General features: G+C 64.3%; 17 protein-coding genes. 11 read left to right on the top strand and 6 right to left on the bottom strand.

Features of this window, described 5'->3' with window-relative positions; translation table 11 throughout:
- The first annotated feature begins 11 nt into the window (after positions 1 to 11).
- The 4 genes from N2K99_RS04185 to N2K99_RS04200 all read left to right on the top strand — a co-directional run bounded on the left by N2K99_RS04185 (position 12) and on the right by N2K99_RS04200 (position 3,749).
- Positions 12 to 986 (top strand): bifunctional methylenetetrahydrofolate dehydrogenase/methenyltetrahydrofolate cyclohydrolase, encoded by a 975-nt coding sequence (locus N2K99_RS04185; protein WP_227933986.1) that lies wholly within the window; start codon positions 12 to 14, stop codon positions 984 to 986.
- Between the two features lie 78 nt (positions 987 to 1,064).
- Entirely contained in the window at positions 1,065 to 2,030 is a 966-nt protein-coding gene (locus N2K99_RS04190; RefSeq protein ID WP_374200061.1) for an ABC transporter ATP-binding protein, read from the top strand.
- Complete coding sequence (locus N2K99_RS04195; protein WP_227933987.1) at positions 2,023 to 2,919, top strand: ABC transporter permease; 897 nt, start codon at positions 2,023 to 2,025, stop codon at positions 2,917 to 2,919. Before N2K99_RS04190 ends, N2K99_RS04195 begins: the two co-directional genes overlap by 8 nt.
- Complete coding sequence (locus N2K99_RS04200; protein ID WP_227924217.1) at positions 2,916 to 3,749, top strand: ABC transporter permease; 834 nt, start codon at positions 2,916 to 2,918, stop codon at positions 3,747 to 3,749. The genes N2K99_RS04195 and N2K99_RS04200 overlap by 4 nt, the downstream gene beginning before the upstream one ends.
- Positions 3,750 to 3,757: 8 nt before the next feature.
- Here the strand turns inward: N2K99_RS04200 and N2K99_RS04205 are convergent, their stop codons facing one another.
- Complete coding sequence (locus tag N2K99_RS04205; protein ID WP_227933988.1) at positions 3,758 to 4,279, bottom strand: O-acetyl-ADP-ribose deacetylase; 522 nt, start codon at positions 4,277 to 4,279, stop codon at positions 3,758 to 3,760.
- Positions 4,280 to 4,390: 111 nt separating this feature from the next.
- On the opposite strand from N2K99_RS04205, the gene N2K99_RS04210 reads away from it, so the two are divergent.
- From N2K99_RS04210 to N2K99_RS04225, 4 genes are all read left to right on the top strand, one after another.
- Positions 4,391 to 4,894, top strand: a complete 504-nt coding sequence (locus N2K99_RS04210) for a hypothetical protein (protein WP_227924219.1) — start codon at positions 4,391 to 4,393, stop codon at positions 4,892 to 4,894.
- A 132-nt stretch (positions 4,895 to 5,026) separates the two neighbouring features.
- Positions 5,027 to 5,854, top strand: a complete 828-nt coding sequence (locus N2K99_RS04215; RefSeq protein WP_227924220.1) for an exodeoxyribonuclease III — start codon at positions 5,027 to 5,029, stop codon at positions 5,852 to 5,854.
- A gap of 11 nt (positions 5,855 to 5,865) precedes the next feature.
- Entirely contained in the window at positions 5,866 to 6,900 is a 1,035-nt protein-coding gene (gene trpS, locus N2K99_RS04220) for a tryptophan--tRNA ligase (RefSeq protein ID WP_227924221.1), read from the top strand.
- A 4-nt stretch (positions 6,901 to 6,904) separates the two neighbouring features.
- Positions 6,905 to 7,501, top strand: coding sequence for a 2'-5' RNA ligase family protein (locus tag N2K99_RS04225; protein WP_308036427.1), 597 nt, complete (start codon positions 6,905 to 6,907; stop codon positions 7,499 to 7,501).
- Here N2K99_RS04225 and N2K99_RS04230 read toward each other — a convergent pair.
- The 5 genes from N2K99_RS04230 to sdhC form a co-directional block, all read right to left on the bottom strand.
- Positions 7,498 to 8,274, bottom strand: coding sequence for a S9 family peptidase (locus N2K99_RS04230; protein WP_227924222.1), 777 nt, complete (start codon positions 8,272 to 8,274; stop codon positions 7,498 to 7,500). The two genes, N2K99_RS04225 and N2K99_RS04230, sit on opposite strands and share 4 nt — an antisense overlap.
- 78 nt (positions 8,275 to 8,352) lie before the next feature.
- On the bottom strand, positions 8,353 to 9,129 hold the full coding sequence (locus N2K99_RS04235) for a succinate dehydrogenase iron-sulfur subunit (protein ID WP_227914227.1): 777 nt from the start codon (positions 9,127 to 9,129) through the stop codon (positions 8,353 to 8,355).
- Positions 9,129 to 10,895: a succinate dehydrogenase flavoprotein subunit gene (gene sdhA, locus N2K99_RS04240; RefSeq protein WP_227933989.1), complete on the bottom strand. Its 1,767-nt coding sequence runs from the start codon at positions 10,893 to 10,895 to the stop codon at positions 9,129 to 9,131. The genes N2K99_RS04235 and sdhA overlap by 1 nt, the downstream gene beginning before the upstream one ends.
- Positions 10,896 to 10,962: 67 nt before the next feature.
- Positions 10,963 to 11,445, bottom strand: coding sequence for a succinate dehydrogenase hydrophobic membrane anchor subunit (locus N2K99_RS04245; protein WP_227924224.1), 483 nt, complete (start codon positions 11,443 to 11,445; stop codon positions 10,963 to 10,965).
- A gap of 6 nt (positions 11,446 to 11,451) precedes the next feature.
- Positions 11,452 to 11,829 (bottom strand): succinate dehydrogenase, cytochrome b556 subunit, encoded by a 378-nt coding sequence (gene sdhC, locus N2K99_RS04250; RefSeq protein ID WP_227924225.1) that lies wholly within the window; start codon positions 11,827 to 11,829, stop codon positions 11,452 to 11,454.
- Between the two features lie 225 nt (positions 11,830 to 12,054).
- On the opposite strand from sdhC, the gene N2K99_RS04255 reads away from it, so the two are divergent.
- From N2K99_RS04255 to N2K99_RS04265, 3 genes are all read left to right on the top strand, one after another.
- A complete protein-coding gene (locus N2K99_RS04255) occupies positions 12,055 to 13,194 on the top strand; it encodes a mannose-1-phosphate guanylyltransferase (protein WP_227924226.1) in 1,140 nt (379 codons plus the stop codon).
- Positions 13,195 to 13,294: 100 nt separating this feature from the next.
- Positions 13,295 to 14,485: an amidohydrolase gene (locus N2K99_RS04260; protein ID WP_227933990.1), complete on the top strand. Its 1,191-nt coding sequence runs from the start codon at positions 13,295 to 13,297 to the stop codon at positions 14,483 to 14,485.
- Between the two features lie 290 nt (positions 14,486 to 14,775).
- Entirely contained in the window at positions 14,776 to 15,864 is a 1,089-nt protein-coding gene (locus tag N2K99_RS04265) for a BMP family protein (RefSeq protein ID WP_374200062.1), read from the top strand.
- Positions 15,865 to 15,918: the final 54 nt, after the last annotated feature.

A 15,918-nucleotide genomic window follows, 5' to 3' on the forward strand; every position in this document is an offset into this window, starting at 1 on the left:
AAGGAACCAATATGGAGGGTCCCGCGACTGATGAGGCCGCCAGCGTCAACCTTGGCTGGGAGGTCAAGGAGAAAACCGAATTCGGCACTCCGGTCGCGGCGAAGATCCTGGACGGCCGCGCCGCCGCCCGGGAGATCAAGGAGGACCTGACCGAACGGGTGCGCGTGCTGAAGGAAGAGCACGGCGTCACTCCGGGCCTGGGGACCGTGCTGGTGGGCGACGATCCCGCCAGCCACTCCTACGTGGGCGGCAAGCATAAAGACTGCAAGCAGGTGGGGATTAATTCCATCCGCCGGGATCTTCCCGGCGACATCAGCCAGGCAGACCTGGAAAAGGTCATTGACGAGCTGAACGAGGACCCGGCGACCACCGGCTACATTGTGCAGCTGCCGCTGCCGGCGCATATCGATGCGAATGCCATCCTGGAGCGGATCGCCCCGGAAAAGGATGCGGACGGGCTGCACCCGGTCAACCTGGGCCGCCTGGTGCTCAACGTCAGCGAACCGTTGACGTCTCCGCTGCCCTGCACGCCGCACGGGATCGTGCAGCTGCTGGTCCGCAACGGGATTTCACTGAACGGCAAGAAAGTCCTCGTGGTCGGACGCGGCGTCACCGTCGGGCGGCCGCTCGGCCTGCTCCTGACCCGCCGTCCGATCAATGCCACGGTCACGCTGGCGCACACCGGGACCGCGGACCTGTTCGAGCACCTGCAGGCAGCCGATGTGGTGGTTGCTGCAGCCGGCTTCCCGGAAATGATCCGTGCCGAAGACCTCAAGCCCGGCGCCATCGTGCTGGACGTCGGCGTCACCCGGGTCACCGATCCGGAAACCGGGGAAACAACGCTGACCGGCGACGTCGAAGCAGCGGCGGCCGATGTCGCGTCCTGGATTTCGCCCAACCCCGGCGGCGTGGGCCCGATGACCCGAGCAATGCTGCTGGCGAACGTGGTGGAAGCCGCCGAACGGCAGGCCGGAATCCTGGTCTAGGGCCGAATTCAGCACCAACGGAACGGACCGGCGCGGCTTGATGCGCCGGTCCGTTCCGCGTCCACTATGCTGTCTCAAGTGTCACAGATCACATCAAGCAGAACCGTCCCCGAAACCCGCTCCGATTTCGTTATTTCCGCACGGAACCTGACCAAGTCCTACGGCGATTTCACCGCCGTCAACGGCATCTCCTTTGACGTTCCGCCGGGGGAGTCCTTCGGGCTGCTCGGGCCCAACGGCGCAGGCAAATCCACCACTATGAAAATGATCGGCGGAGTGTCCCAGCGCAGCGGCGGAGACCTCAGCATCATGGGGCTGGACCCGAACACCTACGGGCCGGAAGTCCGCGCCCACCTTGGCGTGGTGCCCCAGCAGGACAACCTGGACGAAGACCTGCGCGTGCGGGACAACCTCCTGGCCTACGGCCGCTACTTCGGCCTGCCCAAGAGCTACCTGCAGCCCAAGGCGGACGAGCTGCTGGAATTCGCGCAGCTCACCGACAAGGCCAAGGCCCGCGTGGATTCGCTCTCCGGGGGGATGAAGCGGCGCCTGACCATTGCCCGGTCCCTGATCAACGATCCGAAGATCCTGCTGCTGGACGAACCGACCACCGGACTGGATCCGCAGGCCCGGCACATCCTCTGGGACCGGTTGTTCCGGCTCAAGGAAGCCGGCGTGACGCTGATCCTCACCACCCATTACATGGACGAGGCCGAGCAGCTGTGCGACCGGCTGATCGTGGTGGACAAGGGCGCGATCATGGCCGAGGGGTCGCCGTCGGCCCTGATCCGTGAGCATTCCACCCGGGAGGTGGTGGAGCTGAGGTTCGGTTCGGAGCGCAACACCACCGTGGCCGCGGAGCTGGAGGGGATCGGCGAGCGGCTGGAGACACTCCCGGACCGGGTCCTGATCTACGCAGACGACGGCGAAGCCGCCCTGGAAGCCGTGACCGGCCGGGGGCTGCGGCCCATCACCTCGCTGGTGCGACGCTCCTCGCTGGAAGACGTGTTCCTGCGCCTGACCGGGAGAAGCCTCGTTGACTAGGCCGGAATCCCCTGCCCGGCCCGGAGCCGAGCGCCATGACGTGCTCGGGCTGAGGTCACCGCTGACGCCGATGGAAACGGCCGCCAAGGCGCGCCGTTTCGGCAGCCTTTACTACGCCGACATGTGGATCCGGCGGATGCGCGGTTACCAGTGGACCGTGCTGATGACCGCCGTCGGGACCCCGCTGGTGTACCTGCTGGGCATGGGCACGGGCCTGGCGGTGCTAATTGACGGGAACTCCAACGCGGGTTTCCCGGGCGGCAACGGCTCGACGGTGTCCTACCTGATGTTCCTGGGACCGGCCCTCGTGGCCACGGCAGCGCTGATGGTTTCCAGCGAGGAAAACACCTATACCGTCATGGGCGGGTTCAAATGGCACCGCACCTACTACGGACCCAACGCCTCTCCGCTCTCCAGTGGGCAGATTGCCCTCGGCCACGTCCTGGGGCTCACCGTCCGCATCCTGCTGACCACGACCATCTATTACCTTTTCCTGGTCCTCTTCGGGGCCGTGGCGCAGCCGGCAACCGGCTGGCTGATGATCTTCACGGCGCTGCTGGCCGGACTTGCCTTCGGTATGCCGCTGCTGGCGTTCAGCTCCACCCTGAAAGAGGACAAGGGGCAGTTCGCCATGGTCCAGCGGTTTATTGTGATGCCGCTGTTCCTGTTCTCCGGCACCTTCTTTCCATTGGAGTCGCTGCCGCTGGCCGTCCGCTGGATCGGCTGGATCTCACCGCTCTGGCATTCCACCGAGCTGGGCCGGGTGCTCAGCTACGGACACCCGGAAGCGGCAGCCATGACGGCCGTCCACGTGGTGTACCTGCTGGTCCTGACCGTCGGCGGGCTGGTTCTGGCCCGGCGGAACTTCACGAGGAGGCTCGACGGATGAGCACCGAAAACCGCACGGCACCCACGGCGCTTGTACCGCAGGACCGTTTCCTCGGCTCGCTGTACGGACGGAACATCCGGGCAGTAATTGCCCGCGGCCTCAAGGCCACGTGGGGCACCAACTGGAGCATCATGATCAGCGGGTTCGTCGAACCGGTGCTGTACCTGGTCGCCATGGGCATCGGCCTGGGCGCGCTGGTGGGGACGGTCTCCGGCCCCGGCGGCCAGGAAATGGAGTATGCCAACTTCATCGCGCCGGCGCTGCTGGCTGTGTCGGCGATGAACGGCGCGGTGTACGACTCCACCATGAACGTGTTCTTCAAGCTCAACTACGCCCGGCTCTACGAAGGCATGCTTTCCACGCCGCTGGGGCCGCTGGACGTCGCGATGGGGGAGATCTTCCTGGCCCTCCTGCGGGGCGCGATGTACGCCACGGGCTTCACCGCCGTGATGGGCGCGATGGGCCTGATCACCTCGCCCTGGGCGCTGCTGATGATCCCGGCCGCCGTGGTGATCGCGTTCGGCTTCGCCTCCTTCGGGATGGCAATAACCAGCTACATGAAGACGTTCCAGCAGCTGGACTGGGTCAACATGATCATGCTGCCGATGTTCCTGCTCTCAGCCACCTTCTACCCGCTGAGCGTGTACCCCGAAGCGGTGCAGTCGGTGATCCAGGCCCTGCCGCTGTGGCACGGCGTGGAACTGCTCCGGCAGATCAGTGTAGGTATCTTCAGCTGGGGGACGGCAGGGCACCTGCTGTACTTCGTGGTGATGATTGTGCTGGGCCTGACCTTGACCACTAACCGGCTCCGGGCGCTGTTCCTGAAGTAGGTTCCTGGTCAGCCGGCCAGCTGCTCATACTTGTTGGCGAAGATCCCGGCCAGGCGGTCGTTGAACAGGACGAACTCTGCCCGCTTCAACGTCCGCGGGGTATGGTCCAGGAGCTCCTGCAGCCCGATCCCGGCCACGGTCTCCGGGTCCCAGCCGTAAATACCGGCGCTGACGGCGGGAAAGGAAATGCTCTCGGCGCCCAGGTCCTCGGCCACGGCCAGGGCGGTCCGGAAGCATGACCTCAGCAGCTCCGGGTCCGTTTCCCCTGCCCCCGCGTTGGGTCCCACGGTGTGCACCACCCACCGGGCAGGCAGGTTGAACGCCTCGGTAGCGACGGACCTGCCGGTGGGCAGCCCCTGCGGCAGTGATGTCTTCCGCAGCTCCCGGCAGGCTGCCAGGAGCTGCGGGCCTGCCGCGCGGTGGATGGCGCCGTCCACCCCGCCGCCGCCCAGCAACGATGAGTTGGCGGCATTGACGACGACGTCGGTATCCCGGGTGGTGATGTCACCGGTGGCGATCGTGATCTGCATCGAGCCAGTCTGCCACTGCAGCCGCCCCGTTTTCCACCGCCGGGGGAGGCAGGCACCAGCGCAGAGCGAACGCGGCATCGGGCACCTGTCCGAGTTTGAGAGAATAAAACCATGCAGTCGATCCGAAACGGCCAGACGCCGTCGTCCTCGTCCTCGCCCGGCCGCGGCATTAGCCGCAAGATGGGCTCTACGGGCATCGTCGTGATGCTCATTGTCTTCCTGGTGGCAGTGGTTTTCGCCGCCAACCAGAATGACGTCATCGGTTGGCTAGTGGTCATTGTGTCCCTCGGCTGGCTGTTCCTCGCCACGTTCGTGGTGTTCTCCGTCCGGAGTGCCACGCGCAAGGCCACCGCGAAGCTCGCCGGCGCCACTGCCGGCCTTGCTCCCCGCGGCGGCGTCCAGGTTGTCGACGAAGCCACCACTGTGCGCGACCAGAAACTGGACCACAGCTTCAAGATCATCCAGGTCCAGGCGAATGTCATTGCCCAGAACCTGGACACTGACCGCGAAATGGTGGACCGCGCCCTGGAGACCATCGAGATCACGGCGCACAACGGCCGTGGCATGATCAAGAAGGACGACGGCGGGTCCGTCGAAGGCACCGTAGTCGACTAGTTCCCGCCAGCCGCTTCCGGAAGCGCCGCGTCGACGCGGCGTGCCGGACGGCCGTTTCGGGATGAACAGCTACTGAGGAGTATGGTTATTCGCGTGAGTTCGGCATCAACAGGGACGGCATCAACAGGGACTATGGACAGTTCCGGGGAAACACTGCGCATTGCGTCCGTGAACGTCAACGGCATCCGCGCCGCCTACAAGCGGGGCATGGCCGATTGGCTGGCAGGGCGCGATGTGGACATCCTCTGCCTGCAGGAGGTCCGCGCCCCCGACGCGATCCTGAAGGACCTGCTCGGTGATACCTGGCACGTCCAGCACGCCGAATGCCTCGACGCCAAGGGCCGTGCGGGTGTTGCCATCGCCTCCCGCACGGAGCCGGTCGCCGTCCGCGAACATATCGGCGACGAGTACTTCGCACGTTCGGGCCGCTGGGTGGAGGCGGACTTCAAGGTTGCCGTCGCGGGAGAAGAGAAGATCCTCACCGTCGTCAGCGCCTACGTCCATTCCGGCGAAGTGGATACGCCCAAGCAGGTCGACAAGTACCGCTTCCTCGACACGATGGCCGCCCGGCTGCCCGCCCTGGCACAGACGAGCGACTTCGTGCTGGTGGTGGGGGACCTGAACGTGGGACACACGCCCCTGGACATCAAGAACTGGAAGGGCAACGTCAAGCGCGCAGGTTTCCTCCCCGAGGAACGTGCCTACTTTGACCGCTTCTTCGGTGAGGAAATCGGTTACACCGACGTCCACCGATCCCTGGCCGGCGAGGTCAACGGACCGTACACCTGGTGGAGCTGGCGCGGACAGGCGTTCGACAATGACTCCGGCTGGCGGATCGACTACCACATGGCCACGCCGGAGCTGGCGGCACGGGCCGTCACCGCCGTCGTCGACCGTGCCCCCTCGTACGACTCGCGCTTCTCAGACCACGCTCCAGTAGTGATCGACTACCAGTTCTAAGGGTTTCCTCCATGACATCTGAGTCTTCCAGCAGCCGCCGGCGCATCCTCTCGGGTATGCAGCCGTCCGCCGATTCCCTGCATCTGGGCAACTACCTCGGCGCCTTGGTGAACTGGGTGAGGCTCCAGGACGAATACGACGCCTACTTCTTCATCCCGGACCTGCACGCCATCACGGTGCCGCAGGATCCCGAGGACCTGCGCAAGCGCACCCGCGTCACCGCTGCCCAGTACATCGCGGGCGGCGTCGACGTCGACAAGGCCACCCTGTTCGTGCAGTCCCAGGTGCCCGAGCACGCCCAGCTGGCCTGGGTGCTGAACTGCCTCACCGGATTCGGTGAGGCCTCCCGCATGACGCAGTTCAAGGACAAGCAGCAGCGCTTCGGGTCGGATTCGGCCAGCGTCGGACTGTTCACCTACCCGATCCTGCAGGTGGCCGACATTCTGCTCTACCAGCCGCACGGCGTGCCGGTGGGCGAAGACCAGCGGCAGCACGTGGAGCTGAGCCGGGACCTCGCCAAGCGGTTCAATACCCGCTTCGGCGAGACCTTCGTGGTGCCCGAGGTCTTTATCCAAAAAGCAGCAGCCAAGATTTACGACCTGCAGAACCCTTCGGCGAAGATGTCCAAGTCAGCCGCGTCGCCGGCAGGCCTGATCAACCTCCTCGATGAGGACAAGGTCATAGCCAAGCGGATCAAGTCGGCCGTGACCGACGACGGCAGCGAGATCCGTTTCGACCGCGACGCCAAGCCCGGGGTTTCGAACCTGTTGTCCATCTACTCCCTGATCAGCGGACGCAGCGTGGAAACACTGGAGAAGGAGTACGAGGGGAAGATGTACGGACACCTGAAGGTGGACCTTGCGGAGGTCGTCACCGAACACATCCGGCCCATCCGTGAACGTGCACTGCACCTGCTGGACGATCCGGCCGAGCTGGACCGCCTGCTCGCAGTGGGTGCTGCCAAGGCGCGGGAGTCGGCGTCGGTGACGCTCGCGGACGTGTACAACAAGGTCGGCTTCCTGCCGCTGGGCAGCGTTACCGCGTAATCCCATGAGAATCTCCGAATCCTACGACCAGGCCATGGCAGCAGGCAGCATGAACGGCAGCCACGCTCCTGCGTGCGATGCGCGCTGCGTGGGGATAGTGATTGCGGTTCCGGAGCCGATGGCGAGCGAGCTGAAGGCGGCACGGGCATCCTTCGGAGATCCCATGGCGGCGCTGATCCCTGCCCACATCACCTTGGTCACGACCACGGAAACGGACGACTGGGAAGCGACGTTGCAGCATGTGCGCAAAGTTGCCGCGGCGCAGGAACCGTTCCGGGTGACGCTGGAGGGGACCGCCACGTTCCGGCCGGTATCGCCGGTGGTCTTCCTGAACGTCGACGAGGGCTTCGATGAGTGCACGGCACTGCATAAGGAGCTCCAGAGCGGCCCGCTGGCCCGGGACCTGGCGTTCCCGTTCCACCCGCACGTTACGGTGGCGCACGATGTCAGCGAGCAGAGCATGGACGAAGCCGTTCGCCGGCTGGACAGCTATTCAGCAGGCTTTACGGTGGACTGCGTGGGCCTTTACGAGCACGATGCCACCGGCCTGTGGAAGCTGCAGGAGCACGTCCGGCTCGGATCCGGGAAGCAGCCGGACTAGGACTCCCTGCCCAGATCCAGATAGGTGCCGGCCCATGCGGCGATGATTGCCGCGGCACGTGCTGTCTGGGCCCGGTCCACCATCAGGTGGTCGCTGCCTTCCAGCGAAATGAAATTCCGGGGATGCCGCGCCGTCCGGAAGATCTCGCTCGCGTTGTCTATGCCCACGGTGTTGTCGGTGGGGGAGTGCATCACCAGCAGGGGCAGGTGCAGCTCCTTGATGCTGTCCGTGAGGTCATGACCCCGCAGGTCCTCAATCAGGTGCCGGCGGATTTCCAGTTCCCCGCCGCCCAGATCCACAGCTGCCGATCCCTGTTCGTGGATCCGGTCCAACTCTGATTCGAAGAGGTGGACTACATGTGAGGGACGGAAGGGCGCGGCGATGGTGACGACGGCGTCCAGTCCGGGAACCCGTGAAGCGGCCGCCAGGACGGCGGCGCCGCCGAGCGAATGTCCGACCAGCAGGGAGACCGGGCGTCCGCTGTCCGCCATGAAGCCGCAGGCACTGAGCACATCTGCCACCTTGGTACTGAAGCTGCCGTCTTCCCACCTGCCGGTGGAGCTGCCCAGCCCCGCGGCGTCGTAGCGGAGCACTCCGATGCCGTGGCCGGCCAGGGCCTTGGAGATCCGGGAGGCCGCGGCGCTGTTCTTTCCCAGCGTGAAGCCATGGCAGAAGACCGCCCAGGCGCGGGCTCCGCCGTCGGGGACATCAAGGGTTCCGGAGAGGGTGGTCCCGTTGACGCCGGAAAAGGACACAGATTCAAACGAAGGCATGGAGCAACTCTATCGAGTACGCAAAAGGCGCCGGTAAGCGGGGAAATCCGCTTGCCGGCGCCTAACGCAGGGAAGTACTTAGAGGGAACGGGCCAGGATGGCCTGCTTGACCTCTGAAATGGCCTTGGTGACCTGGATGCCGCGGGGGCATGCTTCCGAGCAGTTGAAGGTGGTGCGGCAGCGCCACACGCCTTCCTTGTCGTTCAGGATCTCCAGGCGCATATCTCCGGCGTCGTCACGCGAATCGAAGATGAAGCGGTGCGCGTTGACGATCGCCGCCGGGCCGAAGTACTGGCCGTCGGTCCAGAAGACGGGGCAGGAGGACGTGCACGCGGCGCAGAGGATGCACTTGGTGGTGTCGTCGAAGCGCTCACGGTCCTCGGCGGACTGCAGGCGTTCCTTCGTGGGCTCGTGGCCCTTGGTCACCAGGAACGGCATGATCTCGCGGTAGGACTGGAAGAACGGCTCCATGTCCACGATCAGGTCCTTTTCCACCGGCAGGCCCTTGATGGGCTCGACGAGGATGGGCTTGGACGTGTCCAGGTCCTTCAGCAGGGTCTTGCAGGCCAGGCGGTTGCGGCCGTTGATGCGCATGGCATCGGAGCCGCAGACACCGTGGGCGCAGGAACGGCGGAACGAAACCGAGCCGTCGTGCTCCCACTTGACCTTGTGCAGTGCGTCCAGCACGCGGTCCGTGCCGTACATGGTCAGCTTCCACTCATCCCAGTAGGCTTCGTCGGAAACCTCGGGGTTGTAGCGACGGACCTTCAAGGTGATTTCGAACGAGGGGATCTCTCCGCCGATTGACTCGGGGAGCTCCACCTTCGAGGCCGGCTCGGCGATTTCGGTTGTCATTAGTACTTCCTCACCATCGGCTCATAGCGCGTGAAAATGACCGGCTTGGTGTCCAACCGGATGCCGGCGGTGTGCTCGGTATTCTCGGCTTCGTCAACCTTGTAGGCCATCGAATGCTTCATGAAGTTCTCGTCATCGCGCTCCGGGAAGTCCTCGCGGAAGTGTCCGCCGCGGGATTCCGTGCGGTGCAGGGCGGCAACGCTCATGACTTTTGCCAGTTCCAGGAGGAAGCCAAGCTCCACGGCCTCGAGGAGGTCGAGGTTGAAGCGCTTGCCCTTATCCTGGACGCTGATTTTCTGGTAACGCTCCTCGAAGGAAGCGATGTCCTTCAGGACCTGCTGGATGGTTTCCGCGGTGCGGAACACCTGCATGTTCAGGTCCATGGTGTTCTGCAGGTCCCGGCGGATTTCGGAGACACGCTCGGTGCCTTCCGAATTCCGGACGTGGTCCAGCAGGTTGACCGTGTCCATTTCGGAGTTCTCCGGCAGATCGACGAAATCGGCGGTTAGGGCGTATTCGGCAGCGTAGATGCCGGCCCGCTTGCCGAAGACGTTGATGTCCAGCAGCGAGTTGGTGCCCAGACGGTTGGAACCGTGTACGGACACACAGGCGACTTCGCCGGCCGCGTACAGTCCGGGGATTACCGTGTCGTTGTCCTGGAGTACCTCGGCCTTGATGTTGGTGGGAATGCCGCCCATCACGTAGTGCGCCGTAGGGAACACCGGCACCGGTTCGGTGTAGGGCTCCACACCGAGGTAGGTGCGGGCAAACTCGGTGATGTCCGGAAGCTTCGCATCGATGTGTGCCGGTTCCAGGTGCGTCAGGTCCAGCAGGACGTAGTCCTTGTTCGGGCCGCAGCCGCGTCCCTCGCGTACCTCATTGGCCATGGAACGGGCCACGATGTCACGCGGCGCCAGGTCCTTGATGGTGGGGGCGTAGCGCTCCATGAAGCGTTCACCCTCGGAGTTGCGGAGGATGGCGCCTTCGCCGCGGGCGGCCTCGGAGAGGAGGATGCCCAGCCCGGCCAGGCCGGTCGGGTGGAACTGGATGAACTCCATGTCCTCCAGGGGAATGCCCCGGCGGAAGGCGATGCCCATGCCGTCACCGGTGAGGGTGTGTGCGTTGGACGTGGTCTTGTAGACCTTGCCGGCGCCGCCGGAGGCGAACACGACGGACTTGGCCTGGAAGATGTGCAGCTCGCCGGTGGCGAGGTCATAGGAAATGACACCCGCTACCCGCTTCTGGCCGTCGAGGTCGACGACGGTGATGAGGTCCAGGACGTAGTACTCGTTGTAGAACTCAACGTTGTGCTTGACGCAGTTTTGGTACAGCGTCTGCAGGATCATGTGGCCCGTGCGGTCTGCGGCATAGCACGCACGGCGTACGGGTGCCTTGCCGTGGTCACGGGTGTGCCCGCCGAAGCGGCGCTGGTCGATGCGTCCTTCGGGCGTGCGGTTGAACGGCAGGCCCATCTTTTCCAGGTCCAGCACGGCGTCAATGGCTTCCTTGGCCATGACCTCGGCTGCATCCTGGTCCACCAGGTAGTCACCGCCCTTGACGGTGTCGAAGGTGTGCCATTCCCAGTTGTCTTCTTCGACATTGGCCAGGGCCGCGCACATGCCGCCCTGCGCCGCACCGGTGTGGGAGCGGGTGGGGTACAGCTTGGTCAGTACCGCCGTACGTGCCCGCTGACCTGATTCGATGGCGGCACGCATACCGGCGCCGCCTGCGCCGACGATGACGACGTCGTACTTATGGACCTGCATAGCAGATGCTCTTTCTGTTGAAACTACTAGAAATTCGTGGGCGTACCCTGGTTGTCCTGCGCCGGCGTTAGCTGGCGCCGCAGAACTCCTGGAGCGTCTCAGCCGAGGCGCCTGCAAGGCAGGGGTCAAAGGTGAAGATCACCAGGGTGCCGAGCACGATGATCACGAAGGTCGCGACATAGAGGACAGTCTTGAGCCACATGCGCGTGGCCTTCTTGTCTGCGTAGTCGTTGATGATGACGCGGACGCCGTTGGTGCCGTGCAGCATGGCCAGCCACAGCATGACCAGGTCCCAGACCTGCCACAGCGGGCTCGCCCACTTGCCGGCAACGAAGCCGAAGTCGACGGCGTGGATGCCGTCGCCCAGGACCAGGTTCATGAACAGGTGCGTGAAGATCAGGACAACAAGGATCACGCCGGAGACGCGCATGAACAGCCACGCAAGCATTTCAAAGTTGCCGCGGCCCGAGGAATTGCGCGTGTAGCGCGGGGCGATGCGTCCTGACCGGGGTGCTTCGAGGGCGTGCGCTTCGTTAGTGGATGTGCTCATTGGTTATTAACCCCCGAAGACGTTGGGCAGGTGGCGAATAGAGAAGCCGATAACCGTAACGGCCCACAGGGCAACAACGCCCCAGAGCATCTGGCGCTGGTACTTGGGCCCCTTCTTCCAGAAGTCGATCAGGACTACACGCAGGCCGTTGAAGGCATGGAACACAATGGCAGCAACGAGACCAAGCTCGCCGATGCCCATAATCGGGTTCTTGTAGGATTCGATCACCACGTTGTAGGCCTCCGGCGAAACGCGCACCAAAGACGTATCCAGAACGTGGACCAAAAGGAAGAAGAAGATCGCCACGCCGGTGATACGGTGCACAACCCACGACCATTGGCCCTCACGGCCACGGTAGAGAGTGCCTGCTGGTAACTTCGACACTGAATTTTCCTCCCTGCATCGCAGCGGCGTTAGCGCGTGTTCCACGCAGTGATGACGCCGGTGCGACAGCGATATAAGCTCTACCATAATCTAGGCTTGCGTGACCGGGGTTTCAATTTAGGTTCGCCTATGGTGTGACGCTGATTACATTGAACCCGCAACGAAAACCCTGTATCAGGGGTGGTTCCTGATGCTCGCCGACAGGCTGGGCTAATCTTGGCTGTGATGAGTAACGAAAAGCCACAAGCAGATACTGCGTCCGCCGTTCTTGACCGTTTTTACGGAGTCATCCCGGCGGGCGGCGTCGGGACGCGCCTTTGGCCACTTTCCCGTGCGGCCGCACCCAAGTTCCTGCATGACCTGACAGGTTCGGGTTCCACCCTTATCCGGGCCACGTACGAGCGCCTGAGCCCGCTCAGCGGAGACCGCGTCATGGTGGTGACCGGGGCCGTGCACCGGCAGGCCGTGCGGCAGCAGCTGCCCGAGATCTCCAACAAGAACCTGGTCCTGGAACTCGAGCCGAAGGATTCGGCCGCAGCGATCGGCCTTGCAGCGGCGATCCTCTACAAGCGGGATCCGCAGATCATCATGGGATCCTTCGCCGCAGACCAGGTCATTGCCCCCGTGGAGGTCTTCCAAGCCGCCGTCCGGGAAGCCGTGCACACCGCGGCGCAGGGATATATCGTCACCATCGGCATCGAACCCACGCACCCATCCACCGGATTCGGTTATATCCGCGCCGGCGAGCAGCTCCGCGTTGCCGGCGCACCGAGCGCGCGCTCCGTGGTCGAGTTCGTGGAAAAACCGTCAGCGGACGTTGCGCAGACATACCTGGACAGCGGCAGCTACAGCTGGAACGCCGGAATGTTCGTGGCCCCGGTGGACCTGATGCTCAAGCACCTGGAAGCCAACGAGCCCGTGCTCTACTCCGGCCTGATGGAAATCGCCGACGCCTGGGACACCACCCGGCGCCGCGAAGTGGTCCGTCGGGTCTGGCCCACACTTCCCAAGATTGCCATTGACTATGCCGTCGCTGAACCGGCTGCCGCAGCAGGCGACGTCGCAATGATCCCAGGCGCCTTCAGCTGGGACGATGTAGGCGACTTCGCCGCGATCGGCCGGCTGAACCCCGCAGCGGAAAACAGCAACCTGACGGTGATGGGGGAGGGCGCCCGCGTCTACTCTGAAAACGCTTCCGGGATAGTCGTCTCCGATACCAAGCGTGTCATTGCGCTGATCGGGATCGAGGACATTGTCATCGTGGACACACCCGACGCCCTGCTGGTGACCACCAAGGAGCACGCGCAGGAAGTCAAGAAAGCCGTGGAACACCTGAAGGCCAGCGGCGACACCGACGTCCTGTAGCTCGTCCGCGGAACACCGTCACGCGGCGTCGTTTCCGGCGTCGCACATTCCCGCTTTGGCTCCGGAATTGGCTAACCTTGAGGTTGTGCAGACAATCCCTTTGAGCAATTCGCCAATCCCCTCAATACAGGGGAGCGTGGCGCCGCTCCTGGGCGGGTTGATCGAGTTCCGGCGGGACCTGCACTCGCATCCCGAGCTCTCGCATAAGGAATTCCGTACTACCGACCGCATTGTCGAAGCCCTGGAGCATGCAGGCCTGACGCCCAAGCGGCTCGACAACACGGGCGTTGTGGTGGACATCGGTGAGGGCCCCGTGCGCCTGGCGGTCCGGGCGGATATCGATGCCCTTCCCGTGCTGGAGGAGACCGGACTGCCGTACGCCTCGGAAAACACCGGCATAGCCCATGCCTGCGGCCATGACATCCACACCACGGTGATGCTCGGCGTAGCCAAGGTGCTCGCAGGGTTCGACGCCGCCGGCCAGCTGGGCGGACGGGTGCGCGTCATCTTCCAGCCGGCCGAAGAAGTCATGCCCGGAGGTGCCCTCTCGGTGATCGAGCAGGGAGCCCTGGACGGAGTCCCGCGCGTCCTGGCCCTGCACTGCGACCCCCGGGTGGATGTGGGGCAGGTGGGCACCCGCATCGGCGCGATTACCTCGGCGTCGGACACCATCCGGATCGAACTCACCGGCCGCGGCGGGCATACCTCCCGCCCGCACCTGACCGAGGACCTGGTCTTCGCGCTGGCCGAGATTGCCGTCAGTGTTCCGGCCGTACTCTCCCGCCGCATCGATGTGCGCAGCGGTGTTTCCGTGGTGTGGGGACAGATGCACGCGGGTTCCGCACCCAATGCCATTCCCGGACACGGATTCATGGCCGGCACCATGCGCTGCCTCGACGCCGAGGCCTGGCACGCCGCCGGCGAGCTGCTGGACAAGGTGGTGCGGGAAATCGCGGCGCCGTTCGGCGTCGACGTGCATCTGGAGCACATCCGGGGCGTTCCCCCGGTTATTAACGCCGACGCCGAGATCAGCCTGATTGAGGCGGCGGCCCGCGCCGAACTGGGCGAAGACGCCGTCGTGCTGGCCCCGCAGTCGATGGGCGGGGAGGACTTCGCCTGGATGACGCAGGCGGTTCCGGGCGCCCTGATGCGGCTTGGCACACGTTCACCGGGCGGGGAAACGTTCGATCTGCACCGCGGAGACTACAACCCGGATGAACGGGCTATCGGCTGCGGCGTAAGCGTGATGGCGGCTGCCGCCCTCCGCGCCGCCCGGGGCCTGCGGCACTGAATCAGCGGCGCCCGTTCCGGCCCTGCGGGCCGCGTAACCTGGCGACACAATAGGGGCTGCCGCTGCCCATGGGGCCGGGGCGGGACCATATCAGTCCGGTTCCGGCCGGAAGTGCCCGTTTGATAACAACATGTAAACAATGTTCCACCAGCACCGGATTTGGACTTGGTGTTGCCTCCGACACATTATGGTTATGTTGCTGCGGTCCAACGACGGACGGAGCGCTGCGCCACACGCTGCACCTTGAAAGGGCACCGTTCGGCGAAAACCATTTCTTTTCTGGAGGAACATTGAAGAATTACCCGCGCAGCTTTAAGCGCAACGCAGGCGTCTCCGCCGCCATGCTCGGCGTGTCAGCTCTCCTGCTTTCCGGCTGCGGTGCTGCACCGGAAGAGGAAGAAGGCGGCTCCGAAGCAGCCAACAGCGACTTCACCGGCTGCATTGTCTCCGACGCCGGCGGCTGGGATGACCGCTCCTTCAACCAGTCCAGCTACGAAGGCCTGATGGCGGCGAAGGATTCGCTGGGCATCGAGACCCGCGACGCTGAGTCCCAGGCTCCCACCGACTTCACGAACAACGTGGACAGCATGGTCCAGGCCGGCTGCGACCTGACCGTGACCGTTGGCTTCCTGCTTTCCGACGCCACGAAGGCCGCCGCCGAAGCGAACCCCGACGTGAACTTCGCGATCGTCGATGACAACGCCATCGAGCTCGACAACGTCAAGCCGATCATCTACGACACGGCCCAGGCTGCCTTCCTTGCGGGCTACGTCGCTGCAGGCTCCTCCGAGACCGGCACCGTCGCTACCTACGGCGGCATGAACATCCCCACCGTCACCATCTTCATGGAGGGCTTCGCCCAGGGCGTTGAGCACTTCAACAAGGAGAACGGCGCAGACGTCAAGCTCCTCGGCGCAGACTCCTTCGTCGACAGCTTCGACAACCGTGCCGCAGGCAAGACCCTGACGCAGAACTTCATCAACGAAGGCGCCGACGTCATCATGCCCGTCGCCGGTCCGGTAGGCCTGGGCACCATGGAGGCCGTGGTCGAGGCCAACGAAGGCGGCAAGAACGTCCGCGCCGTCTGGGTTGACTCCGACGGATACGAGACCGCCGAAATCGGTCAGGAATTCATCCTGACCTCGGTCATGAAGCTGATGGGCGACGCAGTCGAGGACGTCATCACCGAGTCCGCCGATGACAACTTCAGCGCCGAGCCGTACGTGGGCACCCTGGAGAACGGCGGCGTCGACCTGGCACCGTTCCACGACCAGGAAGCCAACGTCCCCGAAGACGTCAAGTCCGCGGTCGAGGACCTGAAGGCCAAGATCATCTCCGGTGAGATCACGATCGAATCCGAGTCCAGCCCGAAGCAGTAGCAGCGGACCGAACTGCCCTCAGACAACCGCCATGCCCCGCAGTTGCGACTGCCG

Source organism: Arthrobacter sp. zg-Y1110, from assembly GCF_025244865.1.
Taxonomy (GTDB): domain Bacteria; phylum Actinomycetota; class Actinomycetes; order Actinomycetales; family Micrococcaceae; genus Arthrobacter_B.

Coding starts and splice junctions, on each gene's coding strand:
- N2K99_RS04185 (WP_227933986.1), top strand. CDS start 12: ATGGAGGGTCCCGCGACTGATGAGGCCGCCAGCGTCAACCTTGGCTGG.
- N2K99_RS04200 (WP_227924217.1), top strand. CDS start 2,916: ATGAGCACCGAAAACCGCACGGCACCCACGGCGCTTGTACCGCAGGAC.
- N2K99_RS04205 (WP_227933988.1), bottom strand. CDS start 4,279: ATGCAGATCACGATCGCCACCGGTGACATCACCACCCGGGATACCGAC.
- N2K99_RS04210 (WP_227924219.1), top strand. CDS start 4,391: ATGCAGTCGATCCGAAACGGCCAGACGCCGTCGTCCTCGTCCTCGCCC.
- N2K99_RS04215 (WP_227924220.1), top strand. CDS start 5,027: ATGGACAGTTCCGGGGAAACACTGCGCATTGCGTCCGTGAACGTCAAC.
- trpS (WP_227924221.1), top strand. CDS start 5,866: ATGACATCTGAGTCTTCCAGCAGCCGCCGGCGCATCCTCTCGGGTATG.
- N2K99_RS04225 (WP_308036427.1), top strand. CDS start 6,905: ATGAGAATCTCCGAATCCTACGACCAGGCCATGGCAGCAGGCAGCATG.
- N2K99_RS04230 (WP_227924222.1), bottom strand. CDS start 8,274: ATGCCTTCGTTTGAATCTGTGTCCTTTTCCGGCGTCAACGGGACCACC.
- N2K99_RS04235 (WP_227914227.1), bottom strand. CDS start 9,129: ATGACAACCGAAATCGCCGAGCCGGCCTCGAAGGTGGAGCTCCCCGAG.
- sdhA (WP_227933989.1), bottom strand. CDS start 10,895: ATGCAGGTCCATAAGTACGACGTCGTCATCGTCGGCGCAGGCGGCGCC.
- N2K99_RS04245 (WP_227924224.1), bottom strand. CDS start 11,445: ATGAGCACATCCACTAACGAAGCGCACGCCCTCGAAGCACCCCGGTCA.
- N2K99_RS04255 (WP_227924226.1), top strand. CDS start 12,055: ATGAGTAACGAAAAGCCACAAGCAGATACTGCGTCCGCCGTTCTTGAC.